At 72.2% G+C, this 23249-nt stretch carries 20 protein-coding genes, 1 tRNA gene and 1 other RNA gene; 15 read left to right on the top strand and 7 right to left on the bottom strand.

The genetic code is table 11. The features are described 5' to 3' along the window. The first annotated feature begins 53 nt into the window (after positions 1-53). Positions 54-1508, top strand: a complete 1455-nt coding sequence (locus NVV95_RS04530; RefSeq protein ID WP_259485357.1) for an ATP-binding cassette domain-containing protein — start codon at positions 54-56, stop codon at positions 1506-1508. Next, positions 1505-2320, top strand: coding sequence for a CPBP family glutamic-type intramembrane protease (locus tag NVV95_RS04525; RefSeq protein WP_259485356.1), 816 nt, complete (start codon positions 1505-1507; stop codon positions 2318-2320). Before NVV95_RS04530 ends, NVV95_RS04525 begins: the two co-directional genes overlap by 4 nt. 24 nt (positions 2321-2344) lie before the next feature. Here the strand turns inward: NVV95_RS04525 and galE are convergent, their stop codons facing one another. The 3 genes from galE to galT are packed head-to-tail and all read right to left on the bottom strand — an operon-like array spanning position 2345 to position 5693. After that, a complete protein-coding gene (galE, locus tag NVV95_RS04520) occupies positions 2345-3307 on the bottom strand; it encodes a UDP-glucose 4-epimerase GalE (protein WP_259485355.1) in 963 nt (320 codons plus the stop codon). Then, positions 3304-4581 carry a galactokinase gene (galK, locus tag NVV95_RS04515; protein ID WP_259485354.1) on the bottom strand — a complete coding sequence of 426 codons (1278 nt, stop codon included), beginning with the start codon at positions 4579-4581 and terminating at the stop codon, positions 3304-3306. Before galK ends, galE begins: the two co-directional genes overlap by 4 nt. Continuing rightward, positions 4578-5693, bottom strand: coding sequence for a galactose-1-phosphate uridylyltransferase (galT, locus tag NVV95_RS04510; protein ID WP_310796054.1), 1116 nt, complete (start codon positions 5691-5693; stop codon positions 4578-4580). Before galT ends, galK begins: the two co-directional genes overlap by 4 nt. 94 nt (positions 5694-5787) lie before the next feature. Here galT and NVV95_RS04505 point away from each other — a divergent pair, with 94 nt between their 5' ends. The 7 genes from NVV95_RS04505 to NVV95_RS04475 all read left to right on the top strand — a co-directional run bounded on the left by NVV95_RS04505 (position 5788) and on the right by NVV95_RS04475 (position 12733). Then, the gene (locus tag NVV95_RS04505; protein WP_259485352.1) at positions 5788-6600 is read left to right on the top strand and encodes a DeoR/GlpR family DNA-binding transcription regulator; all 813 of its coding nucleotides are present in this window, start codon (positions 5788-5790) and stop codon (positions 6598-6600) included. Between the two features lie 111 nt (positions 6601-6711). Next, positions 6712-7683, top strand: a complete 972-nt coding sequence (locus tag NVV95_RS04500; protein ID WP_259485833.1) for an aldo/keto reductase — start codon at positions 6712-6714, stop codon at positions 7681-7683. Beyond that, complete coding sequence (locus NVV95_RS04495; protein WP_259485351.1) at positions 7680-8909, top strand: multidrug effflux MFS transporter; 1230 nt, start codon at positions 7680-7682, stop codon at positions 8907-8909. Before NVV95_RS04500 ends, NVV95_RS04495 begins: the two co-directional genes overlap by 4 nt. 14 nt (positions 8910-8923) lie before the next feature. Further along, positions 8924-9679 carry a phosphatase PAP2 family protein gene (locus NVV95_RS04490; RefSeq protein WP_259485350.1) on the top strand — a complete coding sequence of 252 codons (756 nt, stop codon included), beginning with the start codon at positions 8924-8926 and terminating at the stop codon, positions 9677-9679. Beyond that, a complete protein-coding gene (locus tag NVV95_RS04485) occupies positions 9676-10950 on the top strand; it encodes a saccharopine dehydrogenase family protein (protein ID WP_259485349.1) in 1275 nt (424 codons plus the stop codon). The genes NVV95_RS04490 and NVV95_RS04485 overlap by 4 nt, the downstream gene beginning before the upstream one ends. 30 nt (positions 10951-10980) lie before the next feature. Beyond that, on the top strand, positions 10981-12135 hold the full coding sequence (menC, locus tag NVV95_RS04480) for an o-succinylbenzoate synthase (protein ID WP_259485348.1): 1155 nt from the start codon (positions 10981-10983) through the stop codon (positions 12133-12135). Beyond that, positions 12128-12733, top strand: coding sequence for a GNAT family N-acetyltransferase (locus tag NVV95_RS04475; RefSeq protein WP_259485347.1), 606 nt, complete (start codon positions 12128-12130; stop codon positions 12731-12733). Before menC ends, NVV95_RS04475 begins: the two co-directional genes overlap by 8 nt. Here the strand turns inward: NVV95_RS04475 and NVV95_RS04470 are convergent. Next, positions 12705-13325: a hypothetical protein gene (locus tag NVV95_RS04470; RefSeq protein ID WP_259485346.1), complete on the bottom strand. Its 621-nt coding sequence runs from the start codon at positions 13323-13325 to the stop codon at positions 12705-12707. The genes NVV95_RS04475 and NVV95_RS04470 overlap by 29 nt on opposite strands. Positions 13326-13512: 187 nt before the next feature. On the opposite strand from NVV95_RS04470, the gene NVV95_RS04465 reads away from it, so the two are divergent. Then, positions 13513-15996, top strand: coding sequence for a phosphoketolase family protein (locus NVV95_RS04465; protein ID WP_259485345.1), 2484 nt, complete (start codon positions 13513-13515; stop codon positions 15994-15996). A gap of 56 nt (positions 15997-16052) precedes the next feature. After that, positions 16053-16490 carry a DUF3151 domain-containing protein gene (locus NVV95_RS04460; RefSeq protein WP_259485344.1) on the top strand — a complete coding sequence of 146 codons (438 nt, stop codon included), beginning with the start codon at positions 16053-16055 and terminating at the stop codon, positions 16488-16490. Between the two features lie 208 nt (positions 16491-16698). On the opposite strand, the gene NVV95_RS04455 is transcribed toward NVV95_RS04460, so the two are convergent. The 3 genes from NVV95_RS04455 to NVV95_RS04445 form a co-directional block, all read right to left on the bottom strand. Continuing rightward, positions 16699-17817: a Gfo/Idh/MocA family protein gene (locus NVV95_RS04455; protein ID WP_259485343.1), complete on the bottom strand. Its 1119-nt coding sequence runs from the start codon at positions 17815-17817 to the stop codon at positions 16699-16701. A gap of 110 nt (positions 17818-17927) precedes the next feature. Beyond that, positions 17928-18015: transfer RNA gene (locus NVV95_RS04450), tRNA-Ser, on the bottom strand. 72 nt (positions 18016-18087) lie between these two features. Continuing rightward, positions 18088-18741: an SDR family oxidoreductase gene (locus tag NVV95_RS04445; RefSeq protein ID WP_259485342.1), complete on the bottom strand. Its 654-nt coding sequence runs from the start codon at positions 18739-18741 to the stop codon at positions 18088-18090. A gap of 60 nt (positions 18742-18801) precedes the next feature. Here NVV95_RS04445 and ffs point away from each other — a divergent pair. The 4 genes from ffs to NVV95_RS04425 all read left to right on the top strand — a co-directional run bounded on the left by ffs (position 18802) and on the right by NVV95_RS04425 (position 23177). Then, an RNA gene (ffs, locus tag NVV95_RS04440) (signal recognition particle sRNA small type) lies at positions 18802-18898 on the top strand. A gap of 109 nt (positions 18899-19007) precedes the next feature. Then, positions 19008-19673, top strand: coding sequence for a hypothetical protein (locus NVV95_RS04435; RefSeq protein WP_259485341.1), 666 nt, complete (start codon positions 19008-19010; stop codon positions 19671-19673). A 67-nt stretch (positions 19674-19740) separates the two neighbouring features. Beyond that, positions 19741-21990, top strand: coding sequence for a phosphate acetyltransferase (gene pta / locus NVV95_RS04430; protein ID WP_259485340.1), 2250 nt, complete (start codon positions 19741-19743; stop codon positions 21988-21990). Continuing rightward, positions 21987-23177 (top strand): acetate/propionate family kinase, encoded by a 1191-nt coding sequence (locus tag NVV95_RS04425; protein ID WP_259485339.1) that lies wholly within the window; start codon positions 21987-21989, stop codon positions 23175-23177. The genes pta and NVV95_RS04425 overlap by 4 nt, the downstream gene beginning before the upstream one ends. Positions 23178-23249: the final 72 nt, after the last annotated feature.

The raw sequence follows: 23249 nt of genomic DNA, 5'->3' as shown, positions 1-23249 counted from the left end.
CTCCGCATGAGAATTCGGCGGGTGTCCACCCGGCCCGGTATAGGGTCGCGGTCGTGACACCCGCCGAATTCCGTTTCACCCTCCCGTCGGGCGACGCCCTGGTGACGCGGGCGGGCGCCGTGGTCGCCCTCTGCGCCGGCGACGACGACGGGCCCGACGGCCTCGCCCGCGAGATCGCCGACCGCATCACCTCCGGGGTCGCCCCGGTCTACGCCTGGATCGATCGCCGCCGCGGCCTCGTGCCCGCGCTCGACGTGGCCGAGAACATCTTCATGGGGCACGAGCGCCGCCGCACCCGCGGGCTCTTCCGCTGCGGAATCGACTGGAAGCGCACCCGCGACGACGCGGCCGCCCTGCTCGCCGGTCTCGGCTCGACGCTGCGCCCCGTCGACCGCGCGGGTGATGCCGGAGAGTTCGACCGCCTGGTGATCGAGCTCGCCCGGGCCGAGGCACGCGGCGCGGCCGTCGTCGCGCTCGACGAGCCGGCGGCCCGGCTCTCCCCGGCCGACGCCGCCCGGCTGATCGAGCTGCTCGGCGGCCTCGCGGCCCGGGGCGCCGCCGTGCTGGTCGTCACCCAGCGTCCGGCCGAGGCGCTCGGCTACGCCGACGAGCTCGTGGTGCTCCGGGGAGGCGCGATCGTGGGCGCCCACCGGCGGTCGTCGTGGTCGGGCTCGGCGGCCGAGCGCGAGGCGGTGCGCGACCGGGTGCTCGCCGAGCTGGTGGGGGTGACGGATGCGCGTCCCGCCCTCCCCCCGCAGCCCGCGTCGGGCCCTCCGCTCCTCCGCGTCGCCGCCTGGAGCACCTCCGACCCGGTCGAACCCGAGCGCCGCCTCGTCTCCGACGCCGCGCTCGACGTGCGGCCGGGCGAGATCGTCGGCCTCGCCGGCCTCCGCGACTCGGGAGCGGAGTCGCTGCTGCTCAGCGTCTACGGCCGCTCCGAGGGCACCGGCACCACGGGCACCGTCGAGCTCGACGGCCGCCCGGTCGACACCTCCACGGTCGAGAAGGCCATCGCGGCGGGGCTCTTCCTCGCCACCACCTCCGCCCCCCGCTACCGCGTGCGCTTCGTCGGCGGCATCGCCATGCCGGTCTCGGCCTCGAAGCTGCCGGCACTCGTCTCGCTCGGCCTCGTCGACCGCGACAGCGACACCGCTCCCCGCGAGGGCTTCGGCGACAAGATGCTCGGGGCCGCCCGCGCGCTCGGCAAGGGCGGCGACGAGGCGGGGCACATCCGCGGCCTGGTCGCCGCCTTCCCCGCGTCCGACCGCCGGGTGCTCCTGCTCGGCGAGCCGTTCCGCGGGTCGACGGATGCGCAGCGGGCCGAGATGGTCACCCACCTCGAGGCGGCCCGGGCCTCGGGCAAGGCCGTCGTCATCGCCTCGGCCGACCTGCCCGCCCTCCTGGCGATCTGCGACCGCGTGGTCACGATGGCCGCCGGCCGCGTCACGGGCGAGGTGCGCGCGGGCGCCGCCCCCGCGTCCGTCGGCGCCCTCCTCGCGCCCGCGTGACCGTGACGGCCACCGGGGCCGCGCATCCGCGGGCGGTGCGGTGGGGCCTTCCCGACGTGCTCGTCGGGGTGGTGGCGTTCGTCGTGCTGTCGGCGGTCGTGCGGGTGCTGGTGCGGCTGCCCGGGGTGGGCGGCGAGGCCTGGCTGGTGCTCGGCATCGAGCAGGTCGTCAGCGGGTGGCTGCCGCTCGTCGCCGTCGTGCTCCTCGCCACCTGGTGGCGAGGCCGGCGGAGCCTGGCGCTCGACTTCGGGCTGCGGTTCCGGCCGGTCGACGTGGCGGTGGGGCTCGCCGTGGGGGTGGGGCTGCGGCTCGCGGCGCTCGGGCTGGCCGAGGTCGTGCGGCAGCTGAGCGGCACGCGGGCCACGGCGTTCGCCGGGGGCGTCGGCGACCCGGTGCTGTTCGTGGTGTTCGCGGTGCTGGCCGCATCCGTCGTGTCGCCGGTGGTCGAGGAGCTCTACTTCCGCGGGCTGGCCCTGCGCGCGATCGAGCGGGCCGTCGCGCCGGCCGGGGCCGGGGTAAGGGGCGCGGCCGGGGCCGAGGGCACGGGGGCGGCGACGGATGCGCGGCGGCGCCGGGCCGCGGTGATCGCGGTGCTCGGCTCGGCGCTGCTGTTCACGGTCTTCCACCTCGACGGGGTGCCCGAGACGGCCGCCGCGGCGTCGCGCCTGCTCACCCTCTTCGTGGTGGGTGTCGTGCTCGGCGTGCTTGCGGTGGTCACCGGACGACTCGGGCCGTCGATCGTCGCGCACGGCGCCTTCAACCTCACGGTCGCCGTGCTCGAGCTCGTGACACCGCCCGCGGTGGGAGGCTGACCGAAGCCAGCGGCAGGCCGTGCCCTACCCCTTCGGGTACGCCTCCCACGCCGACTGCACCATCTCCTCGAGCGTGTGCCGCATCTCCCAGCCGAGGTCGCGGGCGGCGAGCTCGCCGAGCGCCACGATGCGGGCCGGGTCACCCGGGCGACGGGGCGCCACCTCGGGGGTGAAGTCGATGCCGGTCACGGAGGCCACCGCATCCATGATCTCGCGCACCGAGACGCCGTCGCCCGAGCCGAGGTTGTAGGCGGGCAGCACGGGCTCGCCCGCCTCGAGCCGACGCGCGGCCGCCACGTGGGCGAGCGCGAGGTCGGAGACGTGGATGTAGTCGCGCACGCAGGTGCCGTCGGGGGTGTCGTAGTCGTCGCCGAAGATGGTGGGCGTGCGGCCCTCGCCGAGGGCGCGGAAGATCAGCGGGAACAGGTTGTGCGCGCTCGCGTCGTAGAGGTCGGGCGAGCCCGAGCCCACCACGTTAAAGTAGCGCAGCGCGGTGGAGGCGAGCCCGGCGGCGACGGCCTGGTCGCGCAGCAGCCATTCGCCGATCAGCTTCGACTCGCCGTAGGGCGATTCGGGCGCCTTCGGGGTGTCCTCGGTGACGAGCAGCGTGTCGGGCGTGCCGTAGACGGCGGCGCTCGAGGAGAACACCAGGCGCGAGACACCGACCGCCTGCATGCGCTCGAGCAGCACCGCGGTGCCGGTGACGTTCTGCTCGTAGGTGTGCAGGGGTCGCTTCACCGAGACGCCGGCGTACTTGTAGCCGGCGACGTGGATGACGCCCGTGACGTCGTGCGCGCGAAGCGTCTCCTCGACGAGGTCGCCGTCGAGGATCGAGCCCTGGACGAAGGCGACCCCCTCCGGCACGAAGCCGGCGAAGCCGCTGGAGAGGTCGTCGAGGACGACGGGGGTGAGTCCGGCGCCCTGCAGCGCCCGGACGACATGGGCGCCGATGTAGCCGGCGCCTCCGGTGACGAGCCAGGTGGTCATTCCGAGATCCTCTCGATGGCGGGGTCGGTGGCGATGGCGGGGCCGGTGGCGATGGCGGGGTCGGTGACGGATGCTCCGCCGAACGGCCGGCGCACCGCACCCTCCGAGGGCACGACGGTGAACACGACGGGTTCGCGGTAGCCCGCCTCGGCGAAGGCGGCGCGCTGGGCCTCGGCGAGCGCCTCGGCCTTCGAGCGGTGGATCAGGGCGATGGACGATCCGCCGAAACCGCCGCCGGTCATCCGGGAGCCGACGGCGCCGACGCGGCGGGCCACCTCGACGGAGAGGTCGAGCTCGGGCACCGAGATCTCGAAGTCGTCGCGCATCGAGGTGTGCGAGGCGTCGAGCTGGGCGCCGACCGCGCCGGCGCCGCGCTTCTCGAGCGTGCGCACGAGGTCGAGCACGCGCTCGTTCTCGGTGACGACGTGCCGCACCCGGCGGAAGGTCTCGTCGTCGAGCAGCTCCTCGGCGCGGCCGAGGTCGTCGGGGCCGAGGTCGCGGAGCGAGGTCACCCCGAGGGTGCGCGCGCCGAGCTCGCAGGAGGCGCGGCGGGCGGCGTATCCTCCGGTCGCGTGCTCGTGCTCGACGCGGGTGTCGGTGACGACGATCACGAGCTCCTCGTCGTCGAGGCCGAGCGGCACGACGCGGGTCTCGAGCGAGCGGCAGTCGAGCAGCACGGCCGAGTCGAGCCGGCCGAGCAGCACGGCGGACTGGTCCATGATGCCGGTGGGCGCGCCGACGGCCTCGTTCTCGGCGCGGCGGCCGATCACGGCCAGGGTGCGGCGGTCGAAGCCGAGGCCCCAGAGCTCGTCGATCGCGATGCCGACCACGCTCTCGAGCGCGGCACTCGAGGACAGGCCGGCGCCGACCGGGATGTCGGAGACGAAGTAGAGGTCGAGCCCGGGCACCCGGGCGAGGTCGGCGCCCTGCACCCCGGCGGCCCAGATCACGCCGAGCGGGTAGGCCGACCAGCCCGACACGGCCTCGGCCGTGAGCTCGTCGAGGGAGATCGAGACGACCTCGTCGGTGAACGCCGACGAGACGCGCACGGTGCGGTCGTCGCGCAACCGCGCCGCCATCACGGTGTGGCGGTCGATGGCGAAGGGCAGCACGAAGCCGTCGTTGTAGTCGGTGTGCTCGCCGATCAGGTTCACCCGGCCCGGGGCGGCCCAGAGCGAGGTCGGGGCCTGGCCGTAAGCCGCAGCGAAGCCGCGCACGGCGGCGGAGTCGAGCTGCTCGAGCCCGCCGGGGGCGGGGGAGGTTCCGTCGGTCATTCGTCGTCCTTGTCTGCGCGGGCGAGCGCGTCTTTCAGCAGGCCGGCCGCCGTTTCGGGCGGCACGTCACCGATGAAGGCTCCCATGGCGGCTTCGGAGCCGGCCAGGAACTTTAGCTTGTCGGCCGCACGGCGCGGCGAGGTGATCTGCAGCATCAGGCGGATGTCGTCGCGGTGCTCGTTGACCGGCGCCTGGTGCCACGCGGCGATGTAGGGGGTGGGCGTGTCGTAGAGGCGGTCGATGGCGCGCAGGATGCGGCGGTAGACGACCGCGAGCTCGTCGCGCTCCTCGGGGGTGGTCTCGGCGAAGTCGGGCACGTGCCGGTTCATCAGCAGGTGCACCTCGACGGGCCAGCGCGCCGCGAACGGCACGAAGGCGGTGACGTGCTCGCCCTCGATCAGCACGCGGTCGGAGGAGCGCTCGAGGTCGAGGATGTCGGCGAACAGCGTCGGGCCGTAGCTCTCGATCGACGAGATCAGCTTCTGCGTGCGCGGGGTGATGTAGGGGTACGAGTAGATCTGGCCGTGCGGGTGGTGCAGCGTCACGCCGATGGCCTCGCCGCGGTTCTCGAACGGGAACACCTGCTGCACACCCGGCAGGGCCGAGAGGGCGGCCGTGCGGTCGGCCCAGGCCTCGATCACCGTGCGCGCCCGGGTGACGGACAGGTCGGCGAACGACCCCTCCGTCGCCGGGCTGAAGCAGACGACCTCGCAGCGGCCGACCGAGGTGGCGGTGCGGCCGAGCCCGATCTCGCGCAGTTCCGCCAGAGAGACAGCCGGGTCGGTGCCCTCGGGAGCCACGTCGGGGCCGAACGACGGCGACTTGTTCTCGAACACCGCGACGTCGTAGTCGCTCGGCACCTCGGTGAGGTTCTCGGGGCTCGACGGGGCGAGCGGGTCGAGGTGCTTCGGGGGCAGCATCACCCGGTTCTGCCGGGCGGCCGCGATGGAGACCCACTCGCCGGTCAGCGGGTCCTGTCGCATCTGGGCGACGGGCGGTCGGGGAGCCTCGGGGCGGGCGTCGTCGGCTCGCTCGGGCGGGAGCCGGGTGTCGGGGTCGTCGAAGTAGATCAGTTCGCGGCCGTCGGAGAGACGGTGCACCCGCTTGATGATTCTGTTGCTGAGGGTCTGCACCCCTCGATTACGCCAGTTTCGAACCCGAAAGTCAAGCCTGCCCAATCGGGTTTCGAATGCGTAAGATGAAGCCATGGGGAATGACGCGGCGACGGTGCGCCGAGCGCGGGTGCTCGAGCTCGTCGCGGCGACCGGTTTCGCGCGTGTCGCCGAGCTGAGTCGCGAGCTGGGTGTGTCCGAGGTGACCGTGCGCAGCGACCTCGCGGCCCTCGAGCGCGACGGTGCGGTCGACCGCGTGCACGGCGGCGCGGTCCTGCGCGGCATGTCCCCCCGCGCCGACGCGCTCGAGCCCTCCTTCGAGTCGGCGAGGGCCACCTGGGCCGACGAGAAGCGCCGCATCGGCATCGCGGCCGCAGCGCTCGTCGAGAGCGGCAGCAGCGTGCTGCTCGACGTCGGCACGACCACGGCGGCGGTCGCCGACGCGCTGCTCGAGCGCGACGACCTCGACGACGTGGTGATCATCACCAACGGCCTCTCCATCGCCCTGGCGCTCGAGGACGCCATCCCGCGCTTCACCGTCGTCGTCACCGGGGGAACGCTCCGGCCGCTCCAGCACTCCCTCGTCGCGCCCTACGCCTCGGCGCTGCTCGGCCGGCTGCACGCCGACCTCGCGGTCATCGGCTGCACCGGGGTCGACGTGCGGGCCGGGGTGACGAACGTCAACCTCCCCGAGTCCGAGCTGAAGAGCGCGATGGTGGCGGCGAGCGACCGCGCCGTCGTGGTCGCCGACCCGTCGAAGATCGGCCAGGCCGACGTCGGGATCGTGGCAGGGTTGTCGGAGTTCGAGCTGCTGGTCACCGCATCCGGAGACCACGCCCCGGCCGGCCACGACGAGCGGCTCGCCGAGCTGCGCGCTGCCGGGCTCGACGTGCTCGACGCACCCTGACCTCTCCGCCCCCACCGTCACCGCCCCCCTCATAGCCCCCGCACCTCACCGAAGAGAAACGAGTCCCGCGTGTCCGACACCTACCTCGCCGCCCCCGACCGCTACGAGCGGATGCCCTACAAGCGCTCGGGCCGGAGCGGCCTGAAGCTTCCCGAGCTCTCGCTCGGCCTCTGGCACAACTTCGGTCACGAGCGCCCGATCGACACCCAGCGCGCCATCATCCGCCGCGCCTTCGACCTCGGCATCACCCACTTCGACCTGGCGAACAACTACGGCCCGCCCCCCGGATCGGCCGAGACCAACTTCGGCCGCGTCTTCGCCGAGGACCTGACGCCCTACCGTGACGAGCTGATCATCTCGTCGAAGGCCGGCTACCACATGTGGGAGGGCCCCTACGGGGAGTGGGGCTCGCGCAAGAACCTCCTGGCGTCGCTCGACCAGTCGCTGACGCGGCTCGGCCTGCCCTACGTCGACATCTTCTACTCCCACCGCTTCGACCCCGAGACCCCGCTCGAGGAGACCATGGGCGCGCTCGCGACCGCGGTGCACTCGGGCAAGGCGCTCTACGTCGGCGTCTCGAACTACTCGCCCGAGCAGACCAGGGAGGCCGCGCGCCTCCTGGCTGAGCACAAGGTGCCGCTGACCATCCACCAGCCGAGCTATTCGATGTTCAACCGCCACATCGAGACCGGCCTGCTGCCAGTGCTCGAGGAGGTCGGCGCCGGCAGCATCGTCTTCTCGCCGCTGCAGCAGGGACTGCTCACCGACCGCTACCTCGACGGCCACGTGCCGGCCGACTCGCGGGCCGCCACGAGCAATTTCCTCTCGGCCGACCGCATCGACGAGACCTACCTCGAGCGCGCCCGCGGGCTCGCCGAGATCGCGAAGGGCCGCGGCCAGACCCTCGCGCAGCTCGCCCTGACCTGGGTGCTCCGCCACCCGCAGGTCACCAGCGCGCTGATCGGCGCCTCGAGCGTCACGCAGCTCGAGCAGAACGTCGCCGCCCTGGGCGCCCCGCCGCTCTCCGACGACGAGCTCGCCGCCATCGAGCCGTTCGCCGTCGACGGCACGGGGCGCCGTTGACGACGACCTCCCACCCGGGCGACGCGCTGAGCGGCCGGCAGCGCCTCTTCTACGTCCTCATCCTCGGCGCCCTCGTGGCGCTCGGCCCGTTCACCATCGACCTCTACCTGCCGGCCTTCCCGGTGCTCGAGGCCGAGTTCGAGGTGCCGGCCGCCGCGATCCAGCTCACCCTCACCGGCACCACCCTCGGCTTCGCCCTGGGCCAGCTGCTGGTGGGGCCGCTGAGCGACCGGGTCGGGCGACGGATGCCCATCATCATCGCCTCGTCGGTGCACGTGCTGGCGTGCGTCGGTGCGGCGGTCGCGCCCGAGATCGTGAGCCTCGGGGTGTTCCGCGTCATCCAGGGCATGGGTGCCGCGGCCGGGGGCGTGGTCGCCATGGCGATGGTGCGCGACCTGTTCGGCGGCCGCCGGCTGGTCGTGATGCTCTCCCGGCTCGCGCTGGTGTCGGGGCTCGCGCCCATCATCGCGCCCGTGATCGGCTCGCAGCTGCTGCTCGTGGTCGACTGGCGCGGCATCTTCTGGGTGCTGGCCGCCTACGGCGCACTCGTGGTGACCGTCGTGACGCTCTGGATCAGGGAGACCCTGCCGAAGGAGCGCCGCAGCGGCACCGGGCGATCGGGCGTGCTGCAGCGGTATCGCAACGTGCTCACCGACCCGGTCTTCGTGGGCGTGGCGCTGATCGGCGGCATGACCTTCTCGGGGCTGTTCTCCTATCTCTCGGCGAGCTCGTTCCTGTTCCAGCAGGTCTACGGCTTCGACGCGCAGCAGTTCGGCATCCTGTTCGCCGTCAACTCGCTCGGCATCGTCGCCGGCACGCAGCTGAGCGCGCGGCTGACCCGCTGGTTCGGGCCGCAGTGGATCCTCGCGGTCTCCACGGTGATGCTCCTCACCTGCGCCGGGCTGATCGTGCTGTTCTCGGCGCTCGACCTCGGGCTCTGGGGCACGCTCGTGCCGCTGTGGTTCTTCATCGCCTCCTGCGGGCTGACCTTCCCCTGCGTGCAGGTGCTCGCCCTGAACGCGCACGGCCACGAGGCCGGAACGGCGGCGTCGCTGCTCGGAGCGGTCAACTTCGGTCTGGCGGGGCTCGTCTCGCCGCTCGTCGGGGTGCTGGGCATCGACTCGGCGACCCCCATGGCGACGGTGATGGGGGCGACGGCGGTCGTGAGCATCCTGTCGCTCTGGCTCGTGGTGCGGCCGAAGCGGGTGCCGGCTCTCGGGCACTGAGGTACGGTGACGGCATGTCTGAACAGCCGCCGCCCGCCGACACGCTCGGCCCGCCGGAGCCTCCCGTCCCCTACAAGGTGACCCGGCGGTGGCCCGTGGTCTCGGCGATCGTGGCGCTGCTGCTCGCCGTGCTCCTCGGCGTGATCGTCGTCGTGCGCGAGCAGGGCCTGCCGTTCGGCATCGACGAGGAATGGATGGACGAGATCCTCGAGAACCGCACGCCGATCCTCGAGGCGCCGTCGCTCGTGATGAACTACCTCGGCGGCGGCTTCCTGGCGGTCGTCGTCATCCCGCTCGTCGTCATCGCGCTGCTGCTGATCTTCCGGCGCCCGTGGGCCGCGCTGTTCTTCACGATCTCGATCATCCTGAGCGCCGCGGTGGTGCAGGTGCTGAAGACCGCCGTGGGCCGCCCACGGCCCGAGGACATGCTCGTCGTCAGCGACTTCGGCTCCTTCCCGTCGGGCCACTCCGCCAACGCGGCGACACTCGCGGTGGTGCTCGGCATCGTGTTCGCCCGCACCTGGATCTGGGTCGCCGGCTCGGTGTACACCCTGCTGATGATGGCGAGCCGCACCTACCTCGGGGCGCACTGGCTCACCGACACCATCGGCGGCCTGCTGCTCGGAGCGGGAGTCGCCGCCCTCGTCTGGGCGCCGTTCGCGTCGAAGATCTACGCCGAGCGGGTGCGCGACCATCGGCCGATCTGGAACCGTTCCGCTCCGGCCTCGTCTACCGATAGCGCCTCGCCTACCGATAACGTCAGGGCATGAGAATCCTCCTGGTCGGCGCGGGCGGTGTCGGTGACGCGATCGCCAAGATCGCCGCGCGCCGCAGCTTCTACGATCACCTCGTCGTGACCGACTACGACCTCGCCCGAGCCGAACGCACCGTCGCGTGGGTCGAGGCGAAGCACGGCTCCGAGGTCGCGGCCCGCTTCACCCCCGACCGCATCGACGCCTCGAACCCCGACGACGTCGCCGAGGTGGCCCGCCGTCACGGCGCCACCCACGTGATGAACGCCGTCGAGCCGAAGTTCGTGCCGACCATCTTCGCCGGGGCGCTCGCCGCGGGAGCCGACTACCTCGACATGGCGATGAGCCTGTCGGAGCCGCACCCGACGAACCCCTACTCCGAGACGGGGGTGAAGCTCGGCGACGACCAGTTCGCCCAGGCTCCCGACTGGGAGAAGGCGGGCCGGCTGGCGCTCGTCGGGATGGGCGTCGAGCCCGGCCTGTCCGACGTGTTCGCCCGCTACGCCGCCGACCACCTGTTCAGCGAGATCGACGAGCTGGGCACCCGCGACGGCGCCAACCTCGTGGTGCGCGACAGCGACGGCAACGAGATCTTCGCCCCCTCCTTCTCGATCTGGACGACGATCGAGGAGTGCCTGAACCCTCCCGTGATCTGGGAGAAGGACACGGGCTGGTTCACCACCCCGCCGTTCTCGGAGCCGGAGGTCTTCACCTTCCCCGAGGGCATCGGCGACGTCGAGTGCGTCAACGTCGAGCACGAGGAGGTGCTGCTGATGCCGCGCTGGGTCGACGCCAAGCGCGTGACCTTCAAGTACGGGCTCGGTGAGGAGTTCATCGGCATCCTGAAGACGCTGCACCAGCTCGGCCTCGACAAGACCCAGCCCGTGCGCGTGCGCTCGGCGAACGGCCCCGTCGAGGTCGCCCCACGCGACGTCGTCGCGGCCGGGCTGCCCGACCCGGCGACCCTCGGCCCGTTCATGACGGGCAAGACCTGCGCCGGCCTGTGGGTCACGGGCACCGGCACCGACGGCCAGCCGCGCGAGGTGTACCTCTACCACGTCAGCGACAACGAGTGGACGATGGCGGAGTACGAGGCCCAGTGCGTCGTCTGGCAGACCGCGCTCAACCCGGTGATCGCGCTCGAGCTGCTCTCGACGGGCACCTGGGCGGGCACCGGCGTGCTCGGCCCCGAGGCGTTCGACGCGAAGGCGTTCCTCGACCTGATGGCCGCGCCGGTCGACGCGGGCGGGTACGGCCAGGCCTGGGGCCTCGAAGACCGGCTGGCGTAGGCGAGTGGTCGGCAGGAGCGGCACGAGACCATGACCGGCATCGCGGTGCACACCCCGGGCTCGGCCCTGCCCGTCGAGGTCGAGGCCGTCGAGCTGCACCGCATCGCGATGCCGCTCGTGCGCCCGTTCGAGACGAGCTTCGGCCGCCAGAGTGCGCGCGACGTTCTGCTCGTGCGGGTGCTCACCGCCCAGGGCGAGGGCTGGGGCGAGTGCGTCGCCATGGCCGACCCGGTGTACTCCAGCGAGTACGTCGAGGGGGCGGCCGCGGTCATCCGCGACTATCTCGCCCCGGCCCTGCTCGACGCCCGCACAGTGCGCGCCGCCGAGGTGACGAGTGTGCTCGGCGCGACCGTCGGCCACCGCATGGCGAAGGCCGCCCTCGAGGCCGCGGTGCTCGACGCCCAGACGCGCGCCGCCGGTGTCAGCTTCGGCGAGTACTTCGGAGCGGTGCGGCCCGAGGTCGACTGCGGCGTCTCGGTGGGCATCGCCCCGTCGATCGAGGCCCTGCTCGACGAGGTCACCGAATACGCCGAGGCCGGCTACCGCCGCATCAAGCTCAAGATCAAGCCGGGCTGGGACCTCGAACCGGTCGCCGCCGTGCGCTCGATGCTGGGGCCGGATGCGCTGCTGCAGGTCGACGCCAACACCGCCTACACCGTGGCCGACATCGACCACCTGCGCGGGCTCGACGACTTCGGGCTGCTGCTGATCGAGCAGCCCTTCGTCGAGGAGGACATCGCGGCGCACGTGACCCTCGCCCAGGCCATAGACACCCCGGTCTGCCTCGACGAGTCGATCACCTCCACCGCGGTGGCGATCGACGCCATCGAGCGAGACGCCACCTCCATCGTCAACATCAAGGCGGGTCGGGTCGGCGGGTACCTCGAGGCCATCCGCATCCACGACGCCTGTCTCGAGCGAGACGTCCCCGTCTGGTGCGGGGGGATGCTCGAGACCGGCCTCGGCCGGGCCGCGAACGTGGCTCTCGCCGCCCTGCCCGGCTTCACGCTGCCGGGCGACACCTCCGCGTCCGACCGCTACTTCGCCGAAGACCTCACCGAGTCGTTCGTGCTCGTCGACGGGCGTCTCGCCGTGCCGGCGGGACCCGGCAGCGGAGTCACGGTGCGCACGGAACTGGTGGCCGCGTGGCGCACGCGGCCGACCGAGCTGCTCGCCCGTGCCTGAGGCCGCACCGCTCACCCTGCGTGCCTTCGACCCGGCCCGACCCGGCGACCGGGCGGCGGTGCTCGCCATCTGCGTGCGCACGGGAGACGCGGGGCGGGACGCGACCGCGCTGCATCCCGATCCGAGGGTGCTCACCGACCGCTGGGCGGCGCCCTACCTCGACCTGGAGCCGGAGCTCGCGGTGCTGGCGGAGCTCGACGGCGATGTGCTCGGGTACGTGCTCGGGACGGCCGACACGGCACGGTTCGCCGAGCGGTTCGCCGCGCATCCGTCGAGCCTGACCGCCGACGAGCGGAAGGAGCACGCCGCCGGCCTGATCAGCCCCGAGGCCGCTCGGCTGCCGGCGCACCTGCACATCGACCTGCTGCCCGCGGCGCAGGGGCGGGGTGCCGGGCGGTCGCTGATCGAGGCGTTCGTGGCGGCGCTGCCCGCGGGCACGGCCGGGGTGCACCTCGTCGTCGACCCGGCGAACACCGGTGCGCAGGCGTTCTACCCCCGCGTGGGGTTCCGCGAGCTGCGGCGGGACGCGCACGGCGTGGTGTTCGGGCGGGAGCTCGCGGGCGACGGGGTCAGGGCAGCAGCAGGGTCGGGGACATGAGCCCGATCAGGAGCAGCGCGAGGGCGGCGATGCCGCCGGCCGCGGCGAGTGCGCCCACCCAGGGCCAGCGCTCGAACCAGTAGAGCAGCTCGGGCATCTCGCGGCGCACCGCCGAGGCCGTGACGGGGTCGAGCCGGCGCTGCACCGGAACGTCGACGGCGGTGGCCACCGCCTCGATGTCGTCTCCGGCCCAGAACTCGCCGCGCATGCGCAGCAGCAGCTCGCCGGCGGTGTCGACGAGGAAGAGCTGGCGCGTGGTCTCGCTGGACGGTCCGCGGTAGACGTCGAGCACGATCGCCGAGGCGACCCGCTTCAGCGGCACCCGGCTGCGGGCGATGAACCCGCGCTCCACCACGGCGTCGTGCTCCACGCGGATGCTCACCGAACGCAGGAGCAGCACGGCGGCCGCGTACAGCAGCAGCACGAAGCCGAAGGCGATCACGACCCGGGGCCAGCTGCCACGCGGGATGGCGTACCAGAGCATCGCCGTGAAGATCGGCAGGGTGAGCGCCGCCACCACGATGCGCGCCTGCGCGAGGATCTGCGCGCGCGGCCGGAGCACCCGCGTCGCGACCCCCGTCTGCACACTCACGCCACCAGGGTAGGGGCGGCCGACTTGCGGAGGTAGCGGCCACTTGGGGGACACCGTGTCCACCGCTCCCAGCCGGTGCCCAGCGTGCGGCCCGGTGCATGGCCCGGCGTGCGACCCGGGTGCGACCCTCGTCGGAAAGCGCACGCAACCCCTGTCGGCGGCGAGGTCCCCTTCGTAGGCTGAAGCCATGACCGCTCCTGATGCAGTCCCCCTGTCCGTCGTCGACTCCTGGTGGCGAGCCGCCAACTACCTCTCGGTCGGGCAGATCTACCTCCTCGACAATCCGCTGCTGAAGCGCCCCCTGAAGGTCGACGACATCAAGCCCCGCCTGCTCGGGCACTGGGGCACGACCCCGGCGCTGAACTTCATCTACGCGCACCTGAACAAGCTGATCGTCGAGCGCTCCTCGAACGTCATCTACATCGCGGGTCCCGGCCACGGCGGCCCCGGGGTCGTGGCCAACGCCTGGCTCGACGGCACCTACTCCGAGCTGTTCCCCCAGGTCTCCCAGAACGGCGAGGGGATGCGGCGGCTGTTCCGCCAGTTCTCGTTCCCGGGCGGCATCCCCTCGCACGCGGCGCCCGAGACACCCGGCTCGATCAACGAGGGCGGCGAGCTCGGCTACTCCCTCGTGCACGCCTACGGAGCGGCGCTCGACAACCCCGAGCTGATCACGGCCTGCGTGATCGGCGACGGCGAGGCCGAGACGGCGACGCTCGCCACGAGCTGGCACCTGAACAAGTTCCTCAGCCCGATGACCGACGGGGCCGTGCTGCCGATCCTCAACCTCAACGGCTACAAGATCGCCAACCCGACCGTGCTGGCGCGCATCCCGGAGCACGAGCTCGAGTCGCTGTTCATCGGCTACGGCTACTCGCCCCGGATCGTGGCCGGCGGTTTCGACGGCGAGGACCCGATGGCGGTGCACCAGCGCTTCGCCGACACGATGGCGCAGGCCTTCGACGACATCGCGACCATCCAGCGCCAGGCTCGGTCGGGCGGCGAGACCGCGCGGGCGGCGTGGCCGATGGTCATCCTGAAGACACCCAAGGGCTGGACGGGGCCCAAGGTCGTGGACGGGCTGCCGGTGGAGAACACCTGGCGTGCGCACCAGGTGCCGCTCGCCGGCGTGCGCGACAACCCCGAGCACCTCGCGCAGCTGCAGGAGTGGCTGATGAGCTACCGGCCCGGGGAGCTGTTCGACGTGCACGGCAAGCCCGTCGCCGAGCTCGCGCCGGCGCGGCCCGCGGGAGAGCTGCGGATGAGCGCCAACCCGCACGCGAACGGCGGGCTGCTGCGCAAGGCGCTCACCCTGCCGGCGCTCGAGCCGGTCGCCGTCGACCTCACGCCGGGCGACGGGCCGTCGGGCCCCGGGACGGGTGCGGAGGGCCGGGGCGCCGTGGCCGAGCCCACCAAGGTGCTCGGCTCGTGGCTGCGCGACCTGATCCGGCTGAACCCGGAGACGTTCCGAATCTTCGGCCCCGACGAGGTCGCCTCGAACCGGCTGAGCGACGTCTACGAGGTCACGGCGAAGGAGTGGCAGGGCGAGGTGCTCGAGACCGACGAGAACCTCTCCCACGACGGGCGCGTGATCGAGATCCTGAGCGAGAACCTCGCCCAGGGGCTGCTCGAGGGCTACCTGCTCACCGGGCGGCACGGGCTGTTCACGTCGTACGAGGCGTTCATCCACGTCGTCGACTCGATGTTCAACCAGTACGCGAAATGGCTCGAGTCGAGCGCGAAGGTCGAGTGGCGCCGGCCGGTGTCCTCCTTCACCTACCTGCTCTCGTCGCACGTCTGGCGGCAGGACCACAACGGCTTCTCGCACCAGGACCCGGGATTCCTCGACCACGTCGTGAACAAGCAGTCGAGCGTGGTTCGGGTGTACCTGCCACCGGATGCGAACACCCTCCTCGTGACCGCCGAGCACTGTCTGGCATCCCGCGACTACGTCAACGTGATCGTGGCGGGCAAGCAGCCCACCGCCTCGCTGCTGTCGCTGGAGGAGGCGCGCACGCACGGCGCCCGCGGTCTGAGCGTGTGGGAGTGGGCGGGCACCGAGCGGGCGGGGCAGGAGCCCGACGTGGTGGTCGCCGCAGCCGGCGACGTGCCGACGGTGGAGGCGATGGCGGCGGTGCAGATCCTGAAGAAGGAGATCCCCGACCTCGCCGTGCGCTTCGTCAACGTGGTCGACCTGATGCGCCTGCAGGAGCAGACCGAGCATCCGCACGGCCTCGACGCCGCCTCGTTCGACGCGGTGTTCACCACCGACAAGCCCGTGATGTTCGCGTTCCACGGGTACCCGTCGCTGATCCACCGGCTGACCTACCGGCGCACGAACCACAGCAACATCCACGTGCGCGGGTTCAAGGAGATGGGCACCACCACGACGCCGTTCGACATGCTGATGCTGAACGACCTCGACCGGTTCCGGCTGGTGATGGACGTGATCCGGCGGGTGCCGCGGTTGTCGACCGCGTACGCCGGGCTGTCGCAGAAGATGGACGACGAGCGCGCGGCACACCGCGCCTACACGCGGGCGCACGGCGAGGACGCGCCCGACGTGGTCGGCTCGGCCGGGCTCGTCTTCGCGTCGGAGGAGGACGTGGAGGCGGCGGAGGCCGACACGGGCGACGACAACGCCCGCGGCGGCCGCGGCGAGTTCGGCTGAGGCCGCTCCTCGCCCGGCGGGGTGGGTTCGGGCGCGCATCCGCGTAGCATCGAGGCATGAGTTCTGAGAATCTGCTCGGCCTGCCCGAGACCCGCCTGCCCGAGGAGTCGGGCGTCACCGAGGCGCTCGCCGGAGCCGTCGGCTACGACGTCGACGAGGTGCTCGAGGCGACCGTCAAGGCGCACCCCACGTCGTCGCTGGCCTGGGCGACCCTCGCCGACCGCGCCTGGTACCGCGGCGAGCCCGTGCAGTCGTACGCCTTCGCCCGTGTCGGCTACCACCGCGGCCTCGACGCCCTGCGCAAGGCCGGCTGGCGCGGACAGGGCCCCGTGCCGTGGTCGCACGAGCCCAACCGCGGCGTGCTGCTGTCGCTCTACCTGCTGCGCCGTGCCGCCGACGCGATCGGCGAGACCGATGAGGTCACGCGCCTCACCGAGTTCCTGCAGGGCGCAGACCCGCGAGCCGTCGAGGCGATCGAGGCGGGCGAGCGCTGAACGTCTTTCCTTTCGGAATGCCGAGGCGTACTGTTGCGTTCTATCAGACGACGGAAGGAGTCGATATGAAGGTGCAGAACTCTTAAGAGCTCGATGTAGCCGGTGAGCGGCACGACCGCTCATTTCCAGCTCTCGACGAACCGCCCCGGCCACGGCCGGGGCGGTTCCCCTTTTAACCGGTGGACGGGGCCTGAGCGGCGGGCGAGGCTTATGCGGCGGGCGGGGCCTCGGCGGCCAGGGCTGCCGCCCAGGGCTGGGGGGTCGAGCGCACAGGGGCGCCCGTGGTGGCGGCCTGCTGCATGAGGAGGGCCAGGTAGTGGTCCTGGCTGGCCTCCGCGAGGGAGTAGACGTCGGGGCCGCCCGCGATGCGGGGGCGCATGCCGTCGAGCATCCGTGCGATGGCGAGTTCGTCGTCGGCGAGGCGGCCGGGGATGAACGGGTTCTGGAACATCCACTCCTCGCCGAGCAGCAGCCCGCGCAGGAACAGCCCCTCGAGGTTGCCGCCCTCGCCCGTCATCACGCGCCGCAGCTGCGCGAACACCGGCTCGTCGTGGCCGCGGACGTACCGCACCTCGAGGTTCTCGAGCTCCCCGCGGTCGCCGCGCACGAGCATCCGGTTGCCGCGCACCCACGAGAAGTAGTGCTCGGGCGCGAAGTCGTAGACCCCGAGGCGGTCGCCGAAGTCGAAACGGGCGGTGGTCTGGGTGGCGGTGACGAAGCGCTCTGAGCGCGGGTCGCCGTGCCGGTCGGGGCCGGCGAGCAGGGGGTACTCGAAGGTGTCGGCGGAGATCGTGGCGTCCTCGGCGCCGATGCCGAGCGCCCGGCGCAGCACGCTCACGCCGTGGTAGTCGTGGCACTGCGCCACGACGGCCTGGCTGATCCGACCGAGGCGCCCCGACCGCGCGACCGCCAGCTGCGCGCTGAGCAGCGGCGAGAGGTGGTACTGCTCGGCGACCTGCACGATGGCCCCGGGCACGCGCTCGACCGCGTCCCAGAGGGCGACGAGCTCGGCGAGATCGGTGGCGGGCGGGGTCTCGGTGAGCACGGGCATCCGCTCGCTCACCAGGTTCAGGATGATCGGGGGAGCCGCCTCCCGCGGCACCGACACCACGGCGAACTCGGGCCCGGCGGCGAGCAGCTCGTCGACGTCTCTGAACGGATGCACGCCCCGCGCCTCGAGCCGCCGCGCCGTTCGGGGGCTGCGCGTGACGAGGCCCGCGACCTCGAAGCGGTCGGGCAGGGCCTCGGCGATGCGCAGGAAGAACTCGCTGCGCCACCCGCTCCCCACGATGCCGAACCGAACGGGGCCCTCGCTCTGCGCCTGCATGCCCCCACGCTAACCCGCGCGGGGCGGGAGCGGGGCTGCCGGATGGATGGTGTTCCTGGCGGAGAATGGGGGATTCGAACCCGGCTGTGGGGTGGGTGCGCGCACCCAACTGGCGGAGAATGGGGGATTCGAACCCCCGAGGGCTTGCACCCAACACGCTTTCCAAGCGTGCGCCATAGGCCACTAGGCGAATTCTCCTGGCATCGCGTGGCGATGACCGAGAGATATCCTACCTGCTCCCGGCGCCGCCCGCCGACCGAGGGGTGCGCGTCAGAGCGCGCGGAGCGCCTCCGCGATGGGCGTCGGCCCCGAGATCGCCTCGAACTGCCGGTGCACGGCGTCGCCCGAGGTGAGCAGCTGCGCGATCAGCCAGGCGACGTCGGCGCGCGGGATCGTGCCGCGCCCCGTCGACTCCGCCAGCGTCACCGAGCCGGTCGCGGGGTCGTCCGTCAGGCCGCCCGGCCGCACGATCGTCCAGTCGAGATCGCTCTTGCGCACCGCCTCGTCGGCCTCGCTCTTGGCCTTGAGGTAGATCTGGAAGACGTCGTCGCTGTCGGCGTCGAAGGAGTCGGCGCCCATCGACGAGACGAGCACGTACCGCGTGGCCCCGGAGCGCCAAGCGGCGTCGGCCAGCAGCACGGCCCCGTCGCGATCGACGGTGAGCTTGCGCTCGGCGCTGCTGCCCGGCCCGGCCCCGGCGGCGAACACCACGGCGTCGATCCCGCGCGACGAGAGCTCGGCCGCGAGCGCCTCCGAGTCCGACTGCTCGAGATCGAGCACGAGGGCCTGCCCGCCCGCCTCCTCGATGTCGGCCGCGTGGTCGGGGTTGCGCACGATGCCCCACACCTCGTTCCCCGACGCGCTGAGCAGTCTGGTGGTGTGCAGGGCGATCTGGCCGTGTCCTCCGGCGATGGCGATCTTCATGCCCCCAGCCAACTCCTCCCGCCGCGATTCATCAAGCGGCCGGCACTTGCTACACTGGTCGACGGCTCCCCGTGTGGCGCCATCCAGGCCAACTCCCCCAGGGCGGAAACGCAGCAAGGGTAACCGGGCTCTGGCGGGTGCGCGGGGAGTCCTTTCCGTTAAGCGGCGGTGTGCGTCGTGCGGCGGCCGCACATCCGCTCGCCCGGGCGAAGGTTCACCCGTTCAGGGGGGCGAGGCCCGTCGCGCCGCGTCGATAGCCTCGGGCCATGACGTCTCTTCGCCGCACCGCGCTCGCAGCCCTCGCCCTCGGGGTGGTGCTGGCGGCATCCGGATGCTCGGCCCCCGCCCCGGCGCCCGAACCCACCGTCACGGTCACGGTCACCCCCACCGCGTCCGCGAGCCCCACCGCCGCGCCCGCGCCGACCCCGGAGCCGACCGACGAGGTCGACCCCGACGCCTATGTCGCCTCCGACACCTCCACCTGGGTGGTCTCGTTCGCCGGGATCGGTCCGCTCGTGGTCGGCGACACCTTCCAGGTCGTGCAGGCCGACGTGCCCGCCGCCCCGGTGATCTGCCGCCCCGGCGTCGACACCTGGACGTTCGGCGGCGTGGGCTACACCATGGTCAGCGGCATCGACGAGCAGAACCCGGCCGCGGCGGTCACGCTGGTGCGGATGGTCGCCATCGACACCGTGCAACCCGGAACCGGACCGCGCACCGTCGAGGGCATCGGCCTCGGCTCGACGATCGAGGAGCTGCAGGCAGCGCGACCGGATGCCGTCGCCACTCCCGGAGCGCAGGGCCAGCCCGCCGCCTACCAGCTGTTCTCGGACGGCCGGGTGGTGACCTTCCAGGATTCCGGCACCGGCACGATCCAGATGATCACGGTGTCCAGTTCGACCGGCGTCGTCGGGGACATCTGCGGCGCCTGAGCCCGATTCCGGGCGCGTCCCAGCCGCGCCTGGATAGAGTGGAGCACGGACAACCGAAGAGGATTCCGTGTCATCACTTGAGAACATCCCCGCTTCCGTCCCCGGCGTGAAGAGCATCTACATCACCTCCGCCGAGGGCCATTCCGGCAAATCCACGATCGCGCTCGGCGTGCTCGAGATGCTGCGCCGCTCGGTGCAGAAGGTGGCGGTGTTCCGCCCGATCGCGCGCAGTGTCGCCGACCGCGACTACGTGCTCGAGATGCTGCTCGAGCACGACGGCAGCGAGCTCGGCTACGAGCAGGCCATCGGCGTCACCTACGACGACGTGCACGCCGATCCCGAGGCCGCGCTGTCGCGCATCCTGCAGCGTTACAAAGAGGTGGAGCGCGAGCACGACGCCGTGCTCATCCTGGGCAGCGACTACACCGACGTCGGCAGCCCCTCCGAGCTGAGCTACAACGCCCGCATCGCGGCGAACCTCGGCGCCCCGGTGCTGCTCGTGCTGGGCGGACGCAAGGGCCAGGGCTCTGAGGAGCTGCTCGGCCGCTCGGATGCGCGCTCCGCCGACGACATGCGTCAGATCACCGAGCTCGCGCTGGTCGAGCTGAAGAACGCGCACGCGACCCTCATCGGCATCGTCGCGAACCGCTCCGACCCCGAGAACCTCGAGAAGATCCGTGACGCGATCTCCCTGGCGGCCCGCGACGCGGTCGACGCGCTGGTGCAGTCCGCGGCGGCCGAGCCGGCGACAGTCACGTCGTCCATCCCCGTGCAGCCGCGGCGCATCCCGGTCTGGGCCATCCCCGAAGACCGGGTGCTCGTGGCACCGAGCGTGGCGAGCATCCTGGAATCGATCGACGGCACCCTCGTGCTCGGCGACCCCCGACTGCTCGCCCGGGAGGCGCTCGGCGTCGTGGTCGCCGCCATGTCGATGCGCAACGTGCTGCCGCGGTTGACCGAGGGTGCCGTCGTGGTAGTGCCGGGCGACCGCTCCGAGCTGCTGCTCGCGGTGCTGATGGCGAATTCCTCCGGCACCTTCCCGTCGCTCGCGGCCATCGTGCTGAACGGCGGCTTCGAGGTGTCGGAGCCGGTGATGCGCCTGATCCGCGGCCTCGACCCGAAGATCCCGATCATCTCGACCGAGCTCGGCACCTACGAGACCGCCGTGCGCATCACCTCGACGCGCGGGCGCCTCGCCGCCGACTCCCCGGTGAAGTTCGACAACGCGCTGGCGCTGTTCGAGCAGTACGTCGACGGCGGGCAGCTGCTGCGGCTGCTCGACGTGTCGAAGGCCGACGTCGTGACGCCGCTGATGTTCGAGTACGGGCTGCTCGACCGCGCCCGCCAGGCCGACCGCCACATCGTGCTGCCCGAGGGCGGCGACGATCGCATCCTGCGGGCGGCCAACACCGTGCTCACCCGCGGGGTGGCGCGCCTGACGATCCTCGGCGAGGAGGACGCCGTGCGCACCCGCGCGGCCGAGCTCGGCCTCGACCTCGACGCCGCCGCCGTCGTCTCGCCCTTCGACCCCGAGCTGCGGCACCGCTTCGCCGAGGAGTACCAGGCGCTGCGCGCCCACAAGGGCACCACCTACGACATGGCCTTCGACACCGTCACCGACGTGTCGTACTTCGGCACGATGATGGTGCAGCTGGGGCTCGCCGACGGCATGGTCTCGGGGGCGGCGCACACGACCGCGCACACCATCCGGCCGGCGTTCGAGATCATCAAGACGCGCCCCGGGGTGTCGGTAGTGTCGAGCGTGTTCCTGATGGCGCTCGCCGACCGCGTGCTCGTCTACGGCGACTGCGCCGTCGTGCCCGACCCCACGAGCGAGCAGCTGGCCGACATCGCCGTGTCGTCGTCGGAGACCGCCGCCCAGTTCGGCATCGATCCGCGCGTGGCGATGCTGTCGTACTCCACCGGGTCGTCGGGCTCGGGGGCCGACGTCGAGAAGGTGCGCGAGGCGACCGCCCTGGTGCGCGCCGCCCGGCCGATGCTGCCGGTCGAGGGGCCGATCCAGTACGACGCGGCGACGGATGCGGTGGTCGCCGCCGCGAAGATGCCCGGATCCCCGGTGGCCGGCCGGGCGACGGTGTTCATCTTCCCCGACCTGAACACGGGCAACAACACCTACAAGGCGGTGCAGCGCTCGGCGGGGGCCGTGGCCATCGGGCCGGTGCTGCAGGGCCTGAACAAGCCGATCAACGACCTGTCCCGAGGAGCGCTCGTGCCCGACATCGTGAACACCATCGCCATCACGGCGATCCAGGCGGCGACATCGCCATCCTCCGACGCGCCGGGGGCGTCCGCATGAGCGCCATCCTCGTCGTCAACAGCGGATCGTCGTCGTTCAAGTACCAGCTGATCGAGATCGAGACCGAGCAGGTGCTCGCCTCGGGCCTCGTCGAGCGCATCGGCGAAGACGCAGGGCACACGAAGCACACGACACCCGACGGATCGTGGGAGTCGGACGACCCGATCGCCGACCACACCGCCGGGTTCGCGGCGATGCTCGCCGCTTTCGGCGACCACGGCCCGTCGCTCGACGAGCATCCGCTCACCGCCGTCGGCCACCGCGTCGTGCACGGCGGCAAGCGGTTCCACGAGGCCACCGTTGTGACCGACCTCGTGAAGATCAACATCGAAGACCTCAGCGAGCTCGCGCCGCTGCACAACCCGGCGAACCTCGCGGGCATCGACGCGGCGCAGAAGGCGTTCCCCTCGGTGCCGCAGGTGGCGGTGTTCGACACGGCGTTCCACCAGACGCTGCCGCCGGCGGCCTACACCTACGCGATCGACGCGTCGCTGGCCGAGCGGCAGCGCATCCGGCGGTACGGGTTCCACGGCACCTCGCACAAGTACGTCGCGGGAGCCACGGCGGAGTACCTCGACCGTCCGCTGTCGTCGCTGAAGACGATCGTGCTGCACCTCGGCAACGGCGCCTCGGTCTGCGCCGTCGACGGGGGGCGGTCGGTCGAGACCTCGATGGGCATGACCCCGCTCGAGGGGCTCGTGATGGGCACGCGTTCGGGCGACCTCGACCCGGCGGTGCTGTTCCACCTGAACCGCAAGACGGGGATGGGGTTCGCCGAGCTCGACGAGCTGCTGAACCGGCGCTCGGGGCTGCTGGGGCTGTCGGGCAAGGGCGACATGCGCGACGTGCAGAAGGCGGCGGCCGCCGGGGACGAGGCGGCCGAGCTGGCTCTCGAGGTGTACCTGCACCGCATCCGGGGGTACGTGGGGGCGTACTACGCGCAGCTCGGGAGGCTCGACGCGATCGTGTTCACGGCGGGGGTGGGGGAGAACAACCCCCTGGTGCGGGCGCGGTCGTTGGCCGGGCTCGAGGGGCTGGGCATCGAGGTGGACGCCGCGCGGAACGAGGCCCGGGGCTTGGGGGCGCGGACGATCTCCACGGAGTCGTCGCGGGTGGCGGTGCTGGTGGTGCCGACGAACGAGGAACTGGAGATCGCGCGGCAGTCGTTCGCGGCGGTGGCGGGGTAGGCCGGCGCGGCCGTCGGGCGGGCATCCGCCTCGGGCGAGCGGCCGGGCTGGTCATGCCGCCGCGACTGCGCG

It is taken from the genome of Herbiconiux gentiana, assembly GCF_024978135.1.
In the GTDB taxonomy this organism is placed as follows: Bacteria; Actinomycetota; Actinomycetes; order Actinomycetales; family Microbacteriaceae; genus Herbiconiux; species Herbiconiux gentiana.
The sequence above is the reverse complement of the archived record's forward strand: the minus strand, read 5'-3'. Positions and strand labels throughout refer to the sequence as shown.

What these genes read in the sequence shown, in the direction of transcription:
- galE (WP_259485355.1), bottom strand. Translation starts at nt 3,307, where the DNA reads ATGACCACCTGGCTCGTCACCGGAGGCGCCGGCTACATCGGCGCCCAT.
- galK (WP_259485354.1), bottom strand. Translation starts at nt 4,581, where the DNA reads ATGACCGACGGAACCTCCCCCGCCCCCGGCGGGCTCGAGCAGCTCGAC.
- NVV95_RS04505 (WP_259485352.1), top strand. Translation starts at nt 5,788, where the DNA reads ATGGGGAATGACGCGGCGACGGTGCGCCGAGCGCGGGTGCTCGAGCTC.
- NVV95_RS04500 (WP_259485833.1), top strand. Translation starts at nt 6,712, where the DNA reads ATGCCCTACAAGCGCTCGGGCCGGAGCGGCCTGAAGCTTCCCGAGCTC.
- NVV95_RS04490 (WP_259485350.1), top strand. Translation starts at nt 8,924, where the DNA reads ATGTCTGAACAGCCGCCGCCCGCCGACACGCTCGGCCCGCCGGAGCCT.
- NVV95_RS04485 (WP_259485349.1), top strand. Translation starts at nt 9,676, where the DNA reads ATGAGAATCCTCCTGGTCGGCGCGGGCGGTGTCGGTGACGCGATCGCC.
- menC (WP_259485348.1), top strand. Translation starts at nt 10,981, where the DNA reads ATGACCGGCATCGCGGTGCACACCCCGGGCTCGGCCCTGCCCGTCGAG.
- NVV95_RS04465 (WP_259485345.1), top strand. Translation starts at nt 13,513, where the DNA reads ATGACCGCTCCTGATGCAGTCCCCCTGTCCGTCGTCGACTCCTGGTGG.
- NVV95_RS04460 (WP_259485344.1), top strand. Translation starts at nt 16,053, where the DNA reads ATGAGTTCTGAGAATCTGCTCGGCCTGCCCGAGACCCGCCTGCCCGAG.
- NVV95_RS04455 (WP_259485343.1), bottom strand. Translation starts at nt 17,817, where the DNA reads ATGCAGGCGCAGAGCGAGGGCCCCGTTCGGTTCGGCATCGTGGGGAGC.
- NVV95_RS04445 (WP_259485342.1), bottom strand. Translation starts at nt 18,741, where the DNA reads ATGAAGATCGCCATCGCCGGAGGACACGGCCAGATCGCCCTGCACACC.
- NVV95_RS04435 (WP_259485341.1), top strand. Translation starts at nt 19,008, where the DNA reads ATGACGTCTCTTCGCCGCACCGCGCTCGCAGCCCTCGCCCTCGGGGTG.
- NVV95_RS04425 (WP_259485339.1), top strand. Translation starts at nt 21,987, where the DNA reads ATGAGCGCCATCCTCGTCGTCAACAGCGGATCGTCGTCGTTCAAGTAC.